This window comes from Capnocytophaga sp. oral taxon 336 str. F0502 (assembly GCF_000411575.1).
Taxonomy (GTDB): domain Bacteria; phylum Bacteroidota; class Bacteroidia; order Flavobacteriales; family Flavobacteriaceae; genus Capnocytophaga; species Capnocytophaga ochracea.
On record NZ_KE150492.1, the window covers coordinates 23,061 to 40,033 of the forward strand.

Annotated in this window: 13 protein-coding genes; 11 read left to right on the plus strand and 2 right to left on the minus strand. The window is 41.8% G+C overall.

Translation table 11 applies throughout. The features are described 5' to 3' along the window. Window positions 1-91: 91 nt before the first annotated feature. Together HMPREF1528_RS10020 and HMPREF1528_RS10025 are read left to right on the plus strand one after the other, a co-directional pair. Entirely contained in the window at window positions 92-2,440 is a 2,349-nt protein-coding gene (locus tag HMPREF1528_RS10020) for a hypothetical protein (RefSeq protein ID WP_016479647.1), read from the plus strand. A 7-nt stretch (window positions 2,441-2,447) separates the two neighbouring features. Next, window positions 2,448-3,287: a prephenate dehydrogenase gene (locus tag HMPREF1528_RS10025; RefSeq protein WP_016479648.1), complete on the plus strand. Its 840-nt coding sequence runs from the start codon at window positions 2,448-2,450 to the stop codon at window positions 3,285-3,287. Between the two features lie 58 nt (window positions 3,288-3,345). Here the strand turns inward: HMPREF1528_RS10025 and HMPREF1528_RS10030 are convergent, their stop codons facing one another. After that, complete coding sequence (locus HMPREF1528_RS10030) at window positions 3,346-3,933, minus strand: DUF4303 domain-containing protein (RefSeq protein WP_016479649.1); 588 nt, start codon at window positions 3,931-3,933, stop codon at window positions 3,346-3,348. A gap of 230 nt (window positions 3,934-4,163) precedes the next feature. Here HMPREF1528_RS10030 and HMPREF1528_RS10035 point away from each other — a divergent pair, with 230 nt between their 5' ends. Genes HMPREF1528_RS10035 through HMPREF1528_RS10070 form a run of 8 tightly spaced genes read left to right on the plus strand, consistent with a single transcriptional unit; the run spans window position 4,164 to window position 14,358 of the window. After that, a complete protein-coding gene (locus HMPREF1528_RS10035; protein WP_016479650.1) occupies window positions 4,164-5,096 on the plus strand; it encodes a YbbR-like domain-containing protein in 933 nt (310 codons plus the stop codon). After that, window positions 5,093-5,677: a dephospho-CoA kinase gene (gene coaE, locus HMPREF1528_RS10040; protein WP_016479651.1), complete on the plus strand. Its 585-nt coding sequence runs from the start codon at window positions 5,093-5,095 to the stop codon at window positions 5,675-5,677. The genes HMPREF1528_RS10035 and coaE overlap by 4 nt, the downstream gene beginning before the upstream one ends. A gap of 27 nt (window positions 5,678-5,704) precedes the next feature. Next, complete coding sequence (locus HMPREF1528_RS10045; RefSeq protein WP_016479652.1) at window positions 5,705-6,406, plus strand: cytochrome c3 family protein; 702 nt, start codon at window positions 5,705-5,707, stop codon at window positions 6,404-6,406. A 23-nt stretch (window positions 6,407-6,429) separates the two neighbouring features. Beyond that, entirely contained in the window at window positions 6,430-9,282 is a 2,853-nt protein-coding gene (locus tag HMPREF1528_RS10050; RefSeq protein ID WP_016479653.1) for a 4Fe-4S dicluster domain-containing protein, read from the plus strand. Between the two features lie 5 nt (window positions 9,283-9,287). Continuing rightward, window positions 9,288-11,219 (plus strand): family 20 glycosylhydrolase, encoded by a 1,932-nt coding sequence (locus HMPREF1528_RS10055; protein ID WP_016479654.1) that lies wholly within the window; start codon window positions 9,288-9,290, stop codon window positions 11,217-11,219. After that, window positions 11,200-13,011: a quinol:electron acceptor oxidoreductase subunit ActD gene (locus HMPREF1528_RS10060; protein ID WP_016479655.1), complete on the plus strand. Its 1,812-nt coding sequence runs from the start codon at window positions 11,200-11,202 to the stop codon at window positions 13,009-13,011. Before HMPREF1528_RS10055 ends, HMPREF1528_RS10060 begins: the two co-directional genes overlap by 20 nt. A 10-nt stretch (window positions 13,012-13,021) precedes the next feature. After that, window positions 13,022-13,555, plus strand: a complete 534-nt coding sequence (locus HMPREF1528_RS10065) for a c-type cytochrome (RefSeq protein WP_016479656.1) — start codon at window positions 13,022-13,024, stop codon at window positions 13,553-13,555. A gap of 5 nt (window positions 13,556-13,560) precedes the next feature. Next, window positions 13,561-14,358: a hypothetical protein gene (locus HMPREF1528_RS10070; RefSeq protein WP_016479657.1), complete on the plus strand. Its 798-nt coding sequence runs from the start codon at window positions 13,561-13,563 to the stop codon at window positions 14,356-14,358. 4 nt (window positions 14,359-14,362) lie between these two features. Here HMPREF1528_RS10070 and HMPREF1528_RS10075 read toward each other — a convergent pair whose 3' ends face one another. Further along, window positions 14,363-15,529 carry a class I SAM-dependent RNA methyltransferase gene (locus HMPREF1528_RS10075; protein ID WP_034568039.1) on the minus strand — a complete coding sequence of 389 codons (1,167 nt, stop codon included), beginning with the start codon at window positions 15,527-15,529 and terminating at the stop codon, window positions 14,363-14,365. Between the two features lie 64 nt (window positions 15,530-15,593). Between HMPREF1528_RS10075 and HMPREF1528_RS10080 the strand changes: the two genes are divergently transcribed. After that, the gene (locus HMPREF1528_RS10080; RefSeq protein WP_016479659.1) at window positions 15,594-16,829 is read left to right on the plus strand and encodes an exonuclease SbcCD subunit D; all 1,236 of its coding nucleotides are present in this window, start codon (window positions 15,594-15,596) and stop codon (window positions 16,827-16,829) included. Window positions 16,830-16,973: the final 144 nt, after the last annotated feature.

The window sequence follows — 16,973 nt, forward strand, 5'->3', positions numbered from 1 at the left end:
TGCCATTATCAGCATTTTTGGTATTAAAAATTTTTTTCCTACCTTTGCACTTCATTGCATATTACACTGCTTTCATTGAAACATCTTAATTATGCGCATTCTTTTTTACATAACGCTGTTTTTATCCCTGCTCGCCTGCGATTCCAAAGAGAAGAAAGAGGAGGTAACACCCTTGCTCTTCCCCGATAATACGCAAATGCTTTTCCGCATCAACGATAAAGACAACTTCCTCAGTGCCATTGCTAACAATACCTTTTGGAAGACGCTCAATCCTCATCAGTTGCGCCCACACGAGGTAAAACTCCTTAATAGCATTCCCACCGATGATAACTTGTGGGTAGCTTTTGATACCGAAGGTCATTTCTTTGCCATAACTCCCCGTATTAGTAACGATACTATTAGTTTTTGGCGCAATGCCGATACTCAAATCCAAAAACAAGCTCAGTTTGGTAAAGAATGGTTTTACACCATAGCCGATAACAACTTGGTTATAGGCGATTCCGAGACCGTTTCGGCTTATCAACAACTGAAACAAGAAACTAAAACTCCACGACAACAGTCTTTGGAACAACTACAAAAAGTAAGTAATACCGAATGCGTTGCCACTCTTTTCTTCCAAAAAGACGAAGCAAATGCTTACTTCAAATCGTTCTTCGGAACCGAGATATTGCAAAATGTAAAAGATTGGGTCTCTCTCGACCTTTTCTTAGAAGAAAACAACATACGTTTTAGCGGTATGGCACTCATTGCCAATGCCAATGCCGATATAATGGCACACACCCTACCCTATCAAAACAATGTGTTAAACGTACTTCCCGCGCGCTTGCGTTCACTCGTTTCTTATACTTTCGACGACGGCGATAAGCTCGCTCAAAACGATAGTACAGCTACCAATAATCCGTTTAAAACCTCTATCAATGGGGTAGCTTTTGCTCAAACCCCCGAAGGTCAATTTGCGGTCGCCTCTTCTTTTGATGTAGATGAGACCATCAAACAGTTGCCCGTACTCTCAGAAGACTTTCAGCACAACTTCTCTATGTACGAACTAAACCCCGACCTCCCAATGGATTTTTTCACGGCTTTTGTACCTCAGTTTGTTCCTAAATACGTCGGAGTATATGAAAAGTTCCTCGTATTTACTACCACCAAAGACCTTCTTACCTCAGTAATCAACGATATGCAACGAGGCAATGTCCTTTCAGCCAATAAATCTTACGATTGGTTAGAACAAAACAGCGCTTCCAACGTAAGTGTTACACGGCTCACAAATCTTTATGACAACACAGCTTTTAGCAGTAAATATCCTTATATAGCCGAAAACTATCGCTGGGCAGTATTCCAACAAACCCCTCAAAACGACTATTACGTGCTCAATTTCATCAGTCAAAAACAAACTGAAAGCACTCTTTCCGACGAGATGAAAGAACGTTTCCGCCTTACGTTAGACGACCAAATGGTTATCCCTCCTACCATTCTCTTAAACCACCGCACCAAACAACTCGAAATAGCCGTGCAAGACACTAATAACGATTTATATCTGATAGGTAACAACGGTTCTCTCTTGTGGAAAAAACGCTTAGACGGAAAGATACAAAGCCCTATTTACCAGGTCGATTTATTTAAAAACGGCTTCTTGCAAATGGCTTTCACTACCGAAAAGTCTATCTGGATTATTGACCGCAACGGCAATGTGGTAGAGCCTTTCCCTCTAAAGTATCAAAACCCTATCACACCTTTGGAGGTGTTCGATTACGATAGCAATCGCGAATACCGCTTCCTCTTTGCCGAAAACAATATCTTGCACCTGTTAGACAGAAAAGGACAACAAGTGAAAGGCTTCTTACAGCGCACCAATGGGAAACCTTTGTTTACTCCTAAGCATTACCGTTTCAATGGCAAAGACTATCTTATCTACCCTTCCGATAATGGTATCTTTAACATCTTGCACCGCAATGGTGAAAACAGAATAACAGTAAAGGGTAACTATCGTTTCTCTAACAATCCTCCTTTGGTATTCAATAACTTGTTTATGTTCACCACTCAAGAAGGTAACCTTATTTCTATCGATGAGAAAGGAGGAATGAATCGCACAAATCCATCGCTGGTAGAACCCTTTTATTGGGAAGGTAATCGTTATGCACTTACCTCTCTTTCGGGCAACATACTTACCATAGGCGGGCAACGCATTGAACTTCCCGAAGGTAAATATGCCCGTCCTAAACAGTTCCGTATTCGTGGCATCAACTACGTCTCAGTAAACGAACAAAACACCAAAAAAGCCTATTTATACGACGAAAAAGGAAAATTGTTAAAAGACTTTCCCGTAGAATCAGTATCCCCCATTGCAATAGATGTAGATTTAGATAAATCTATTTGGATAGTTACTGAAAAATCACCCACTGAATTGGTGCTCTACACTATGAGACAATTAGCTAATTAATATCGAATTGAAAAAAGCAGTCATCATAGGCTTAGGTCTCATAGGAGGTTCCTTTGCCTTAGAATTAAAAAAACGTTTGGGCTACCACATTGCTGGTATCGACCTAAACCCTAATCATATAGAAAAAGCCTTAGCCTTAGGCTTCATCGATGAAAGTACGGATTACAACCATCTCACCGATGCCGACCTCGTGCTCATAGCAGTACCCGTGAACCATATAGGCGAAGTGCTTATAGAGGTACTCAATAAAGTAGGCGAGCACACGTTAGTAATGGACGCAGGTTCTGTAAAAGGTCACATCTGCGAGGTAGTAGCTACGCACCCCCATAGGCAAAATTTTGTGGCAGCGCACCCTATGGCAGGTACCGAGCATTCAGGACCTGAGGCAGCTCTTTACAACCTCTTCGATGGGAAAGTAATGGCTCTTTGTGAAGTAGAAAAAAGCAATTGGCAACTGCTTGACCGTGCGTTGAGTATTGTAAAAGCCCTTAATATGCGCGTGAAGATGATGCAACCTTCTGACCACGACTTGCATACTGCCTATGTATCACACCTCTCGCACGTAAGTTCGTTTATGCTGGGCAAAACCGTTTTAGAGATAGAAAAAGACGAAGCTCAAATCTTCGATTTAGCCAGTACAGGGTTCGCCTCTACGGTGCGTTTGGCAAAAAGTGACGCTCAGATGTGGTGTCCTATCTTTTTGGAGAACAAGGACAATGTGCTAAAAGCCCTCAATGAATATATCAAGAATTTAGAAGCTTTCAGAACCCTCATCGAAACTGAACAATCCGAAGCCCTTACCCAAAGTATCCACGAAGCCAATTATATTAGGAAAATACTCAAATAGTATTCTAATACCAAACGGGTATATACGCGAGCCGTAACGGGTATATACCCGTTATTTTTTAGTTGTAATTATCTATCAGTAACGACCAATCTTTTTGAGGGTTGAGCAGTTGGGCAGAACGGTATAACATAGAGCCTTTCCCGTTTTTGTCATAATCGTCTACATAAAAGGCAAAGAGTACTAAACCACTTTCTAAACGATTATCAAAAACACCTTCAGCATCGCATTGCTGTAAGGCTCTTAGCAAACATTCTTCAAAATCTTTCCGAATTGCCTCGTATTTTTCTTCATAAGTATCATCATCGTCACCAAGCGCTTCTATTATTTGATAAGTTTCTTTATACAAATAGCTTTGATTGTCTAACCAATTGTCAGCGTTTTGTTTTACAGGCTCGTAACTACCTTCATAAGTATAGCATCTGCCACTCCATATAGCATATAAAATAGATGCTTGGGGATTGTAAGCCTGCCTATCTTCACGAGTAATAGCGTTATCGGCAGCAGCAAAAAAGTCGTCTACCAAAGAAAAGTAATAAGCTAAAAGATGTTTGCCTTCTCTATCAGTTTGCGCTTTGATTTTAGTAAATGAATAACGAATAAGGTTTTGTGCTAATTGCTGAATGTGGTATTTTTGTTGTTCATTCATATGATTATTTTTTATTCTTATTTAAATGAATTTATTTCTATATTGGCAAATGTACAATTTATTTCCAATATACAAAAAAATAGATATAAAAATGCAAGCTATTGATATTCTTAAAATGAGTAATATTTTGGTATTATAGTATTAATTGGCATTATAGTATTAATAAGTATTATTTTGCGCTCTCAATAAAAGTTTATACCTTTGTGCCAAATTTTACCTTTTACCTAATTATGAAGCCATTTCGCCTCTTTTTCACTAATCGTCGCAACCTCACTTTTGTGATATGTCTGTTGCTCTCGGTATTCATTTGGTCGCTGAAGAAACTCTCTAAAAACCTCATCAGAGAATTATCGGTACCAGTAACGGTTATCAATCTGCCAGCCGACAAGGTATTTTTACCCTCTGCTCCTAACTACGTGAGAATAACAGTAGAAGGCAATGGTTTTTCTCTTCTGAAATCCTACCGACAAAATGCTACCCTCACCGTAGATTTCTCGGATTTACAAGAAGTGGGCGAACACTTTTATACACTCTCTAAAAGCAGTAAGGACAAGCTCAGCAATACTTACCTATCGAATTTCAGAATACGCTCGGTAGTCTCCGATACTCTACAACTATACTTAGTACCAAAACACACCAAAAAAATACCCGTAGTAGTACACCTAAACGTGGAATTTCCTAAAGAATACCAACTTACGGAACTGCGCCTCTTACCCGATTCGGTAGTAGCTTCAGGTAGCCAAAAAGTGATAGATACGCTCACACAAGTAACTTTCCAATACCGACACAAACGTCCGCTAAAAGACAATTTCGGTGAAACTTATACGCTCAAAAGCACTCCTTGGGTACATTATAACGCTCATAAAATTGTGATGCAAGCCTTTGTCGATAAGGTGAGCGAGCAGGAATTACGCGTACCTGTGAAGGTGATGGGCGTACCGAAAGAGAGTCAAGTAAAAGTCTTCCCCGACGAAGTGAGTGTACTTTGTACAGGTGATTTGAGTATCTTAAAGACTCTTACTCCTAACGATATAGAAGTAACTGCTGATTTGTGCGAAGCAATCGACAACCATATACCACTACAACTCAATACTCATAAACGACGCATAAAGGTAGCTTTTATGAAAGAAACCTCCGTTGATTTTCTAATACGCAAAGAATGATGGTAGTAGGACTTACAGGAGGTATTGGCAGTGGCAAGAGCACGATAGCCAAAGAATTTGCTACCTTAGGTATCTCGGTATTCAATTCTGATGAACAAGCTAAAGCGCTCATCGCTAACAATGCGCAGGTAAAGAAACGCATTATCGCTGCTTTTGGTGAGGAGGCTTACCAAAATGGAGAGTATAACCGCGCTTATATCGCCCAGATTGTGTTCAACAGTTCTGAGAAATTAGCGATACTCAACGGCATTGTACATCCTGCTCTTGCAAAATATTTTAAACAGTGGACAAAGAAGCAAACTTCACCTTATGTACTGAAAGAAGCCGCTATCCTCTTTGAAAGTGGTAGCTACAAGGATTGTGATTATATCATCACGGTTACAGCACCTGAGGAGGTGCGCATTGCCCGTGTAATGGCACGCGACCATTGCACCGAAGCCCAAGTGCGAGCGCGTATGTCACAGCAGTGGAGTGATACCCAGCGCATTGCCCTTTCAAATGCAGTGATTGAGAACGTCGATTTGGAAAGTGCCAAAGAACAAGTGAAGAGGATACATCTTCAACTTTGCCAAAGTTTGTAACGCAACGGCATTTGTCAATTGTCAATTATGAATTATCAATTGAAAAAGATTATCATTATATCAACCCTTATCATTGCCTTTTTAGGCATTACCTACGCTCTTTACGCCTTTCTGATGCAGATAGGGGTAGACGAGGGCTATGAACCTATACAACCTATTCACTTCTCTCACAAAATTCACGCAGGTGATAACCAAATCGATTGTAAATATTGCCATTCAGGGGCGCGGACTTCGGCAGTAGCAGGCGTGCCCTCACTCAATGTGTGTATGGGTTGCCACAATACCATTTCGGAATATGAGGGTGAGGAGGATCTCACCAATGGTTACACTAAAGAATTTTATACCAAAGAAATCAAGAAATTATACGAAGCAGTAGGCTGGGACGAGCAGAAATTTCGCTATACGGGTACTCCTAAAGGGGTGCAGTGGGTGCGCATTCACAAACTCCCCGACTTTACTTATTTCAATCACAGTCAGCACGTAGCAGTGGGTGGATTGGAATGTCAGAAATGCCACGGAGAAGTACAACAAATGGAGGTGGTACACCAGCACGCTCCTCTTACGATGGGGTGGTGTATAGAGTGCCATCGCCAAATGCCTGTGAATGCTAACAACCCTTATTATCAGCACTATGAAGAAGTGCACAAGGCTTTGGCTAAAAAGCTAAATGTTAGCAAACTAACCGTTGCCGAAATGGGAGGCTTAGAATGTGCTAAATGCCACTATTGATAATTACGAATTACAAGTTACGAATGACGAATGAGAATATACATAATATATCAACATCACGGCGGGATTTCCTAAAATTCTTAGGTTTTTCTACAGCGGTGGCTGCCTTGGCAGGTTGCGAAGGGGCGGTACACAAAACGATTCCGTATGTAATACAGCCCGAAAGCATTGTAGCAGGTGAAGCCAATTATTACGCTACTTGCATCGCCGATGGTTTTGACTTTGCCAGCGTACTGGTGAAAACTCGCGAAGGGCGACCCATTGCTGTATTGCGCAACCCCGAAGCCAAAGCAGGAGGGGCAGTGAATGCAAGGATATTGGCATCGGTATTGAGTTTATACGATGAAAATAGGAAACCTCCCACCATTGCAAGGGAAGGCTTTTGGCAGAAAATTGAGACCGATACCCTTTCAGCCTTAGAGAAAGCAAAAGCTGAAGGAAAGCAAATAGTGATGCTCAGTCAAACACTCGCGAGTCCGTCGAGTTATGCCTTAATAGAACTATTAAAAGAAAAATACCCTACCTTTAAACTCGTAGAATACGATACAGTATCAGAAGATGCTACTCTCACCGCTTTTGAATGGCGCTATGGATTGCGTGCAATGCCCGATTACGATTTCAGCAAGGCAAAGCTCATCGTTTCTTTTGATGCCAATTTCTTGGGCGATTGGAATGGCGGAGGCTATGAAGCAGGCTATGCGCAAGGGCGTATCCCCAGCAAAGCAAACGGAATGTCGCGCCATATTCAGTTGGAAGCCAACCTCAGCCTTACAGGCGCTAATGCCGATGAGCGTATCGCCCTCACCCCTCAACAACTGAAAGTAGCTTTAGCACAATTCTATATTTTTTTAACAGAATATCAAACTTCTCATTCTGAAGATCTTCCTGCTGAAATCAATGAAAAACTCAAAGCAATAGCCGATGAAGTAAAAAAAGCGGGTAGCGATGCCGTAATCGTAACAGGTATCGACAGGGACAATGCTCAAGAACTCACCTTTGCGCTGAATAAAAGACTGAAAAGCAAGGCTTTTATACCTGAAACACCCGTACTCACGCGAAAAGGAGATATAGTGTGGAAATTCAAACCATTGCTCACCGATATAAACGAAGGCAAGGTAGGCGTTCTCTTTATCAACAATCTCAACCCTTTATACAGTTTGCCTAACGCCGAAGTGTTTGCCGCAGACTTGAAGAAAGTACCTTTTTCGGTATCCTTTGCGATGCGCGCTGATGAAACTGCCCAGCAAACGACCCTTTGGGCGCCTCAACCGCATTATTTAGAGTCGTGGGGCGATGTAGAATTCAAATACGGGCACTACGGACTGATGCAACCTTGTATACGTCCGCTTTTCAACACCCGCCAATGGCAAGACTGTTTTTTGCAATGGATAGGACACAAGGAGAGCTATTACGATTTTATCAAAACTCATTGGGAAACCCATATCTTAAAAGGATTTCCTTGGGAACAAGCCCTACACGATGGCACTTTTGTAGATAAGGAAAAAAGATTTGATTTTGAACAACAAGAAGAGGAACGACTAAGTTTATTCCGCACCAAAGAATCTTTTACCGATATATCTATCTCTCAATTACTTATAAGCCAAACGGAATCGCCTTTTGAACTCACACTCTACACCAGCACTGCTTTGGGAGACGGACAGCAGGCTAACAATCCTTGGCTACAAGAGCTCCCCGACCCTATCCACCGCACTACGTGGGATAACTTCCTCACGATGCACCCCACCGATGCCCAGCGTCTAAATATTGAGAATTGGCATACTGCCGATGGTGCTTTGGATGGGCATCAGGCGAAAATCAGTGCTAACGGCAAAAGTATCATCGCTCCCGTACTTATCACCCCTGCACAAGCGCAAGGCAGTGTGGGGCTTGCCTTAGGTTATGGGCGCAAGGCAGGCATACAAACCGAAATGCAAATAGGCGTGAATGCCTTCCCTCTTTATAAAGACCATTGTAAAAACCAAGGCGTACAGATAGAAAAAGCAGACGGCACACACGAATTTGCCTGCTTGCAACTGCAAAATGAATTGGTAGGGCGTAAAAATATCCTTAAAGAAATCAGTTTAGATACTTTCTTAAACTCCTCTGCCGAAGTGTGGAATCCTCAACCTCCTAAAACAAAGAAAGACCCTACTACCCCACATCACTTTAAACTCTCTATCGACCTGAATGCTTGCACGGGGTGTGCGGCTTGTGTGATCGCTTGCCACGCCGAAAACAATGTGCCAGTAGTAGGCAAAGAAGAAGTGCGTCGCTCGCGCGATATGCACTGGTTGCGCATTGATCGTTATGAATCAAGAGAAAACGAACAAAGGTGTGTTGGTTTTCAGCCCGTGATGTGTCAGCATTGTAATAATGCTCCTTGTGAGACTGTTTGTCCCGTAATCGCTACTGCTCACGGACAGCAAGGACAAAACCAAATGGCTTACAACCGCTGTGTAGGCACGCGCTACTGTGCCAACAACTGCCCTTACAAAGTACGCCGATTCAACTGGTTTCAGTATAGTGAAAACAAGCAGTTCAACTACAATATGAACAGCGAAATAGGGCGTATGGTGCTCAACCCCGATGTAACGGTACGTTCGCGAGGGGTAATGGAAAAGTGTTCCCTCTGTATCCAGAACACCCAAGCGGTAATACTGAAAGCCAAAAGAGAAGGTCGTGCGGTCGCCCCAGGAGAGTTTAATAATGTAGTAGCTTGTGCCGCTGCTTGTAATACAGGAGCTATGGTATTTGGCGATGCCAACGAAGAAGGAAGCAAAATTGCCCAACTCAGTGCCAGCGATCGTATGTATCAGCTTTTGGCAGAGCTGAACACCGACCCTAATGTGGTGTATCAAGTGAAAGTTAGGAATTAGCAGTTATGAAGTTTTATATATTTTTCACATACCTTTGGTGTGTTTCTCCTTGTGTGCTTTATGCAGGGATAGACCACTTGTTGCCTGAGCCACAACAAGTAATCCCCAATGGGCAACGCTACAAGGTAGCATCGGCAGAAACGCGCCCGCTCATTATTGTAGAAAGAGTAGCCGATTTGCCCGAAATTCCCATCAATAAAGAAGAAGGGTATATGTTAGAAGTTACCAAAAATTATATCCTCATTCGGGCGATCAGTGGGAAAGGCGTATATTGGGCAAAACAAACCCTAAAACAACTTTTGGTTACTAAAGGCAATAAAGCCTATTACGAAGGGTGCAAAATCATTGATTATCCTGCTTTTAGAGTACGCGGTTTTATGCAAGATGTAGGACGCACCTTTATGAGTTTGGAGGAGTTGAGAAGAGAAATAGTACTACTTTCGCAGTACAAAATCAATGTATTTCATTGGCATCTCACCGAAAATCAAGGGTGGCGTTTGCAGAGTTTGCGTTATCCTGAACTCAATGCACCGTCTAGCTATGAGCGTATGCCTGCCCAATACTATACCCTACAAGAAGCCAAAGAGTTAGTTGCTTTCTGCAAAGAACACAATGTATTGCTCATCCCCGAAATTGATATGCCTGGACACAGTCGCGCTTTTGAAAAGGCTTTTGGGGTAGATATGCAATCGGAAAAAGGAATGGCAATTCTCAAAGAACTATTGGATGAGGTAGTCGAAAATTTTGATGTTCCTTATATTCATATAGGCACTGATGAAGTAGTTTTTAGCAACCCACAATTTGTACCCAAAATGGTGGCTTACCTGCGTGATAAAGGCAAAAAGGTGATTTCGTGGAACCCTGGGTGGAAATATAAAGCAGGTGAAATAGATATGACCCAACTGTGGAGCTATCGGGGTAAAGCACAAAAAGGTATCCCTGCTATTGATAGTAAATTTCACTATATCAATCATTCCGATGCTTTTGCCGATTTGGTTGCCCTCTACAACAGCAGAATTTTAAATGTAGCCCAAGGCGACGATGAGCACGCAGGAGCTATTATAGGGCTGTGGAATGACCGCTACATCAAAGGAGAGAGAAATATTCTCATACAAAACAATTTCTATCCTGCGATGCTCGCCTTAGCCGAACGCTCTTGGAAAGGAGGAGGTAGCGAATATTTTGATGGCAAAGGCACTATGCTCCCTACTGATACCAGCGACCCTATATTCCGGCAGTTTGCTGATTTTGAAAGGCGTATGTGTTGGCATAAAACCCATCACTTTACTGCCGAACCCTTTGCCTACGTACCTCAAACGAAAGTAGTTTGGCGCATTACCGATGCATTCCCTAATAATGGCAACCTTTCTCTATCTTTTCCGCCTGAGAAAGCCTTAAAAGAAAGCTACTCTTATGAAGGAAAAACTTATCACACCCATAAAGCTATAGGGGCTGGCATTTATTTGCGACATACTTGGGGTAACCTTGTACCTGCTTTCTATAAAAACCCTCAGCCCAACCACACTGCTTATGCGTACACTTATGTATATTCACCCAAAGAACAGTCGGTTGGTTTATGGGTAAGTTTTCAAGATTACAGTCGGTCGGAAAAAGATCTTCCTCCGCCACAAGGCAAATGGGATTACAAGGAGAGTAAAATTTGGCTAAACAATACTGAACTCTCTCCTCCTATATGGGAATCAACTCACAGAGAGCTCTCTAACGAAATACCTCTTACTAACGAAAATTTTCAAGTGCGTCTTCCTTTACAAGTTACACTCAACAAGGGATGGAATAAAGTGTTGCTCAAGCTACCTGTGGGTGCTTTCTCTACCCCTGAAGTGCGATTGGTGAAATGGCAATTCACTTGTGTGTTTGTAACTCCCGACGGCAAGGATGCTATAAAAAATCTTATTTATGCAGATACTCAACGATAAATCCTATCATACCATCAGTGAAGATATAGCGCAGCCCATCGAAGGTCGTGCTTCGCGTGCGTGGTGGATTGTTTTTGGCATTACCCTTCTTGCGACCCTCTGGGGGGTATGGGCAATATGGGTAACCTTGCACGACGGTATAGGCGCTTGGGGGCTCAACAAAAGCGTAGGCTGGGCGTGGGACATCACCAACTTTGTGTGGTGGATAGGTATCGGGCACGCGGGGACACTCATTTCAGCAGTATTGTTGCTCTTTCGCCAACAGTGGCGCGTGGCAATCAATCGCTCGGCTGAAGCAATGACTATCTTTGCGGTGCTACAAGCGAGTATCTTCCCGATACTGCATTTAGGCAGACCGTGGTTATTGCATTTCAACTTGCCTATTCCTAACCAATACGGCTCGTTGTGGGACAATTTCAACTCACCTTTGCTATGGGATGTTTTTGCTATTGCTACCTACTTTTCAGTATCCTTAGTGTTTTGGTGGGTAGGCTTACTCCCCGATTTTGCGATGCTTCGCGACCGTACTCTCAAGCCTTTTCAGAAGAAGATTTACAGTTTGCTGAGCTTCGGTTGGAGTGGTCGCGCCAAAGATTGGCAACGTATGGAAGAAACAATGTTGCTCTTGGCTGGTATTGCTACTCCGTTAGTTATTTCGGTACACACTATTGTCTCTTTTGATTTTGCTACTTCGGTAGTCTCTGGTTGGCACACTACTATCTTCCCGCCCTACTTTGTAGCAGGAGCTATCTTTTCGGGTTTTGCAATGGTGAGTTTGCTACTGATTATCTTGCGCAAAGTATGTAAATTAGAAGCCTATATCACCCTCAAACACATCGAGCTGATGAACACTGTAATGTTAGTTGCAGGTAGTATTGTAGCGGTTGCTTACCTCACCGAGTTTTTTATGGCGATGCGCTCTCACTCGGAGTTTGAACAATACGTATTCCGCAATCGTGCTACAGGTGCTTATGCGTGGGCATTCTGGACGATGATTATTTGCAATGTAATCTTCCCTCAACTCTTATGGTTCAAAAAGTTACGACGTAGTATCACTTTCTCTGTATGTGTTGCTTTGGTGGTATGTGTAGGGATGTGGTTCGAGCGCTTTGTGATTATCGTTACCTCACTACACCGCGGTTATCTGCCGTCGTCGTGGACGATGTTCAGTCCGACGTGGGTGGATATAGGGATATTTGTAGGCACTTTGGGATTTTTCTTTTTGTTGTTCTTATTATATGCAAGGAGTTTCCCAATGATTGCACAAGCAGAAGTGAAAGGGGGTAGGTCTCAGGTGTCTGAGGACAGATGTCAGGGGACAGATGTTAGCGGGCAAGACTCTCTTAACTCTTACCTCTTAACTCTTAACTCGCCTGAAGAGCTTTTAGATAAAATAAAAGAATTAAAATCAGAAGGCAGGGAAATTCAAGAAGTATATACACCTTTTTATGTACACGGTTTAGCTGAAGCCTTAGGGCTCAAGCGCACACGTTTAGGTAAAGCTACTTTTCTATACGGACTTATAGGTTTGTTTTTTGGTTGTTGGCTCACCTATTTCACAATGATAAAAGACTGGTCAATGGATATTGGTGGAAAGCCTAATGCCACTTTCTGGCAAAACCTCCCCGCTTTTGTACCCGTAATATTCGAGTTGGTTGTATATTTTGCAGCGCATCTATTGGTGATTAGTTTCTTTATCAGAAGTAGGTTATATCCATTCAAAAAAGCTGAAAATCCTATAAAGAAAAGTAGTGATGATAAATTTGTAATTCAGGTAAGAGATAAGAAGTAAGAGGTAAGAAATGAAACATTTTAATAATTATATAAAGTATTTATTGCTAATATTATTGGTAGTTGGGTGTAGGAACAAGCAAGAGCGCAACATTGAGTTTATGCCCGATATGTACGAGAGTCCTGCTTATAAAACTTATGAAGTCGCACCGCTCTCTCCTCCTGAACACACTGTAAAAAGAGGTGAGTTGCCCTACCGCTACCCTAATACTATTGAAGGGTATGAGCAAGCTAAAGCACAATTGAGCAACCCCTTAGCAACTGATACCCTACAACAAACTCAAAACCTAACCGATGGCAAAAAACTTTACGGTATCTATTGTGCGCTCTGCCACGGTGAGAAAGGCGACGGCAAAGGCATATTAGTACAACGAGAGAAGATTTTAGGCGTTCCCAACTACAAGAGCAGAGAGCTTACCGAAGGTAGCATTTACCACGTGCTCTACTACGGACGCAATACAATGCCCGCTTTTGCTAATCAGCTGAGTGAGAAAGAACGCTGGCAAGTAACAATGTACGTTGAACAGCTAAGAGATAAGAGGTAAGAAGTATGAACATATTGTTTTTAACATATTCAATTGTATTGTTTGTAGCGCTTACGTTGGTAGGGGTATTGGTATTCTATGCTATCAACAAAGTTACGCACGCTGAGTGGGCTATGAGTTTGTACCCTATAATGGAGCGTATCACAACACCTTTATGGTTAGTGTTATTAGTTTTGTTGGGAGTGCTGTATATAGTGCATCGCGAACCTTATTTTTTATTGCGTGCTGTGGGCTATATGGCAGTATGGGTGGGGTATCGCTATTTAAACCTCCCCCTTACCTTCCCCAAGGGGGGAATAACATACCGCAAAAGCGATTTATCGTTTTTTCACGTAATATTCTTAGTTATTTTCTTTCTTACCGAAACTCCAATGGCGTGGGATTGGTTTTTAAGTCTTACTCCCGAATGGCACAGCACCCTCTTTGCGTGGCAATTGCTCAGCAGTTTTCTGCTTTCAGGCATTGCGCTCGTTACACTCTTTAGCAAAGCTGAACACTACCACGATTTAGGGAAATACCTCTTTGGATTCTCTATTTTCTGGGCGTATTTGTGGTTCTCACAATATATGCTGATATGGTACGCCAATATTCCTGAAGAAACTGTTTATTACCAAACTCTTCTCAGCAAAGGCTATGGAGAGGCTATTGTAGCAATGCTCATTCTCAGTTTTGCTCTACCTCTTCTCATCTTGTTATCTTCACGAGCCAAGCAAAAAAAGCTACTCCTTTTTGGAACAGCTATCCTTATATTATTAGGGCAATACCTCAATTTCTATTTAATGGTAATGCCCTTTGTAAAATAGAACTTTATTCTTCGGCTTGTTTTTTAGCTTTCTTACTTCCTTCGTACATCTTATATTGTAACAATCGGCTTTCTAATTTACCATTAAAGAGTTTTATTTTTCGTGAAGGACGCAATCCTACATATTTTATACCTTCTAAATTAGAAGTGATAAACCACGCATCGGTATTGGGGTAATGATGTTTAAGAGTGTTGCCTATCGATGAGTAAAGCTGTTCTACATCGGTTTGTAGGCGCTCATTGTAAGGAGGATTGAACACCATATGTAATGGTTGCTGTTTATCTTCTTTTTCAGTAGCAAAAAAGTCTTTTTGGAATACTTGAATGTACTCAGATAGGTCGGCGTTTTTTAAGTTATCTTTGGCTTTGGCTACTGCTGAGGGTGCTTTATCATATCCTATAATTTGGTGGTGAAACTCTCGTATTTTTTTAATACAACTGCCAAAGATAAGATTAAAGAGGTCTTCATCAAAATCGTTCCAACGTTCAAAAGCGAACTCTTTACGGTGTACATTGGCTGGAATATTACAAGCTATCATAGCTGCTTCTATCAAAAAAGTACCACTACCACACATAGGATCTAAGAAATCACACTGCCCTTGCCAACCGCTAAGTAGTAGGATACCAGCAGCAAGCACCTCGTTGATAGGAGCTATATTGGTAGCTGTACGATACCCGCGCTGATGCAGTGAATTGCCCGAACTATCGAGTGACACAATTACTTCGTTGCGCTGAATATGAATATGTATTGCCACATCGGGGTGTAGTACATCTACATTGGGACGACGACCTGTGGCATTGCGAAAAGCATCGGCAATGGCATCTTTGGCTTTTAAAGCCACGTATTGAGAGTGATTAAAAAGTTCGGTTTGTAAGGTGGCTGTAACAGCGAAGGTCTGGTCTACTCTTAGGTAGGTTTGCCAATTGAAGTTATAGAGTTTTTGGTAATATTCTTTCTCGTTACGCACATAAAAAGAAGCAATAGGTTTCAGTATTTTTAAAGCGGTACGCAAGCAGAGATTTGCCTTATACATAAAGCCTTTATCACCTTCGAACTGTACACTGCGAACGCCTTTGGTTACGTGCATAGCCCCTAAATTGCGCAATTCATCAGCTAAAATATCTTCAAAGCCAAAGAAAGTTTTGGCTACCATTTTATAATTATTTTCCATTAGTATACAAAAATATGGCAAATATACATTATTTTTGCCATTTGAGAAAATAAATAACTGAAAAATGAACTTGCTACATACTGCCGATTGGCACTTAGGACAAACGTTTTACCAATACGATCGCTATAACGAACATCAATATTTCTTAGATAATCTTTTGCAAATTATTGAAGAACAACATACTGATGTTTTACTTATCAGTGGTGATGTGTTTGATACTGCTAACCCTGCAGTGGCATCGGTAAAGCAGTTTTATCATTTTCTTCATCAAGCAACTGAACGCTTCCCCCAACTGCAAATTATAGCTATTGCGGGTAATCACGATTCGCCTGTACGCCTCGAAATGCCCCAACCACTCTTGGAAGATACACAAGTGCATTTGGTAGGATATGTGAAAAGAAATGAACAGAGAGAGATAGATTACAAACGTCTTATTATTCCGCTTTACGAAAAAGGGGAAGTAATGGCTTACTGCCTTGCTGTGCCTTTTCTCCGCTTAGGGGATACTCCTAAAAATGAAGATACTAACCCCGATTATACTCAAGGGGTGGAGGCTTTCTACCGCGAAATTACGGAAAAGGCTTTAGCTATTGCCAAAGGAAAACCGCTGATTGCTATGGGACATCTGCACGCTTTGGGAGCAGAACTCAGCGATGAGGACACGGCTGAGCGTCCTATTATTGGGGGAATGGAAGGCTTCAAACCTACGAGTTTTCCTAACGCGTTACAATACATTGCTTTGGGACATATTCACAAAGCTCAAGCCTTAGGTGGTAAAGCTCATATACGATACTCGGGAAGTCCTATACCCTTATCATTTTCAGAAAAGGATTATCAGCATCAAGTGGTAGCTTTTTCATTAGAAGAAGGACGTGTACAGGATATTAAAACGGTGCCTATTCCGTTGCATACTCCTATGTTAAGCGTGCCTGAACGACCACTACCGGTTAAAGAAGTGCTGAATGCTTTGGCTTCTTTGCCTAAGGGAACTACTCATACTCATACTCATACTCCTGCTCCTTATTTAGAAGTAAAAGTATTACTAAACGAACCTGCTCCTGAACTCAAAAACAGCATACTGAAAGCTATCGCTCATAAACACGTACGCTTGGCGCGTATAGATGTGCGCTACCAACAGCAACAAAACACTACAAAGGAAACTTTGCAAAAGGAAATTACTTTAAACGACCTGCAACCTTATGAGGTACTACAAAGGGTTTACCAAAATAAATTCCAAAAAGAACTGCCTGAATTCTATAAACCTTTGTTTGATGAAGCAATGGAGAAAGCGACTGATTAATGGTTAATGATTAATGGTTAATGATTAATTGATGTGAGTTTGATGTAAGAAAAGTGTAGCTTACGCTACAGAAATCTCTCAAATCTTAAAAAAATCAAACAAATAAACAGCTTTGCTGTTTTAAATATCTCGCACAGATTACAC

What these genes read in the sequence shown, in the direction of transcription:
- HMPREF1528_RS10035 (WP_016479650.1), top strand. Translation starts at nt 4,164, where the DNA reads ATGAAGCCATTTCGCCTCTTTTTCACTAATCGTCGCAACCTCACTTTT.
- HMPREF1528_RS10070 (WP_016479657.1), top strand. Translation starts at nt 13,561, where the DNA reads ATGAACATATTGTTTTTAACATATTCAATTGTATTGTTTGTAGCGCTT.
- HMPREF1528_RS10075 (WP_034568039.1), bottom strand. Translation starts at nt 15,529, where the DNA reads ATGGAAAATAATTATAAAATGGTAGCCAAAACTTTCTTTGGCTTTGAA.
- HMPREF1528_RS10020 (WP_016479647.1), top strand. Translation starts at nt 92, where the DNA reads ATGCGCATTCTTTTTTACATAACGCTGTTTTTATCCCTGCTCGCCTGC.
- HMPREF1528_RS10080 (WP_016479659.1), top strand. Translation starts at nt 15,594, where the DNA reads ATGAACTTGCTACATACTGCCGATTGGCACTTAGGACAAACGTTTTAC.
- HMPREF1528_RS10045 (WP_016479652.1), top strand. Translation starts at nt 5,705, where the DNA reads ATGAATTATCAATTGAAAAAGATTATCATTATATCAACCCTTATCATT.
- coaE (WP_016479651.1), top strand. Translation starts at nt 5,093, where the DNA reads ATGATGGTAGTAGGACTTACAGGAGGTATTGGCAGTGGCAAGAGCACG.
- HMPREF1528_RS10060 (WP_016479655.1), top strand. Translation starts at nt 11,200, where the DNA reads ATGCAGATACTCAACGATAAATCCTATCATACCATCAGTGAAGATATA.
- HMPREF1528_RS10055 (WP_016479654.1), top strand. Translation starts at nt 9,288, where the DNA reads ATGAAGTTTTATATATTTTTCACATACCTTTGGTGTGTTTCTCCTTGT.
- HMPREF1528_RS10030 (WP_016479649.1), bottom strand. Translation starts at nt 3,933, where the DNA reads ATGAATGAACAACAAAAATACCACATTCAGCAATTAGCACAAAACCTT.
- HMPREF1528_RS10050 (WP_016479653.1), top strand. Translation starts at nt 6,430, where the DNA reads ATGACGAATGAGAATATACATAATATATCAACATCACGGCGGGATTTC.
- HMPREF1528_RS10065 (WP_016479656.1), top strand. Translation starts at nt 13,022, where the DNA reads ATGAAACATTTTAATAATTATATAAAGTATTTATTGCTAATATTATTG.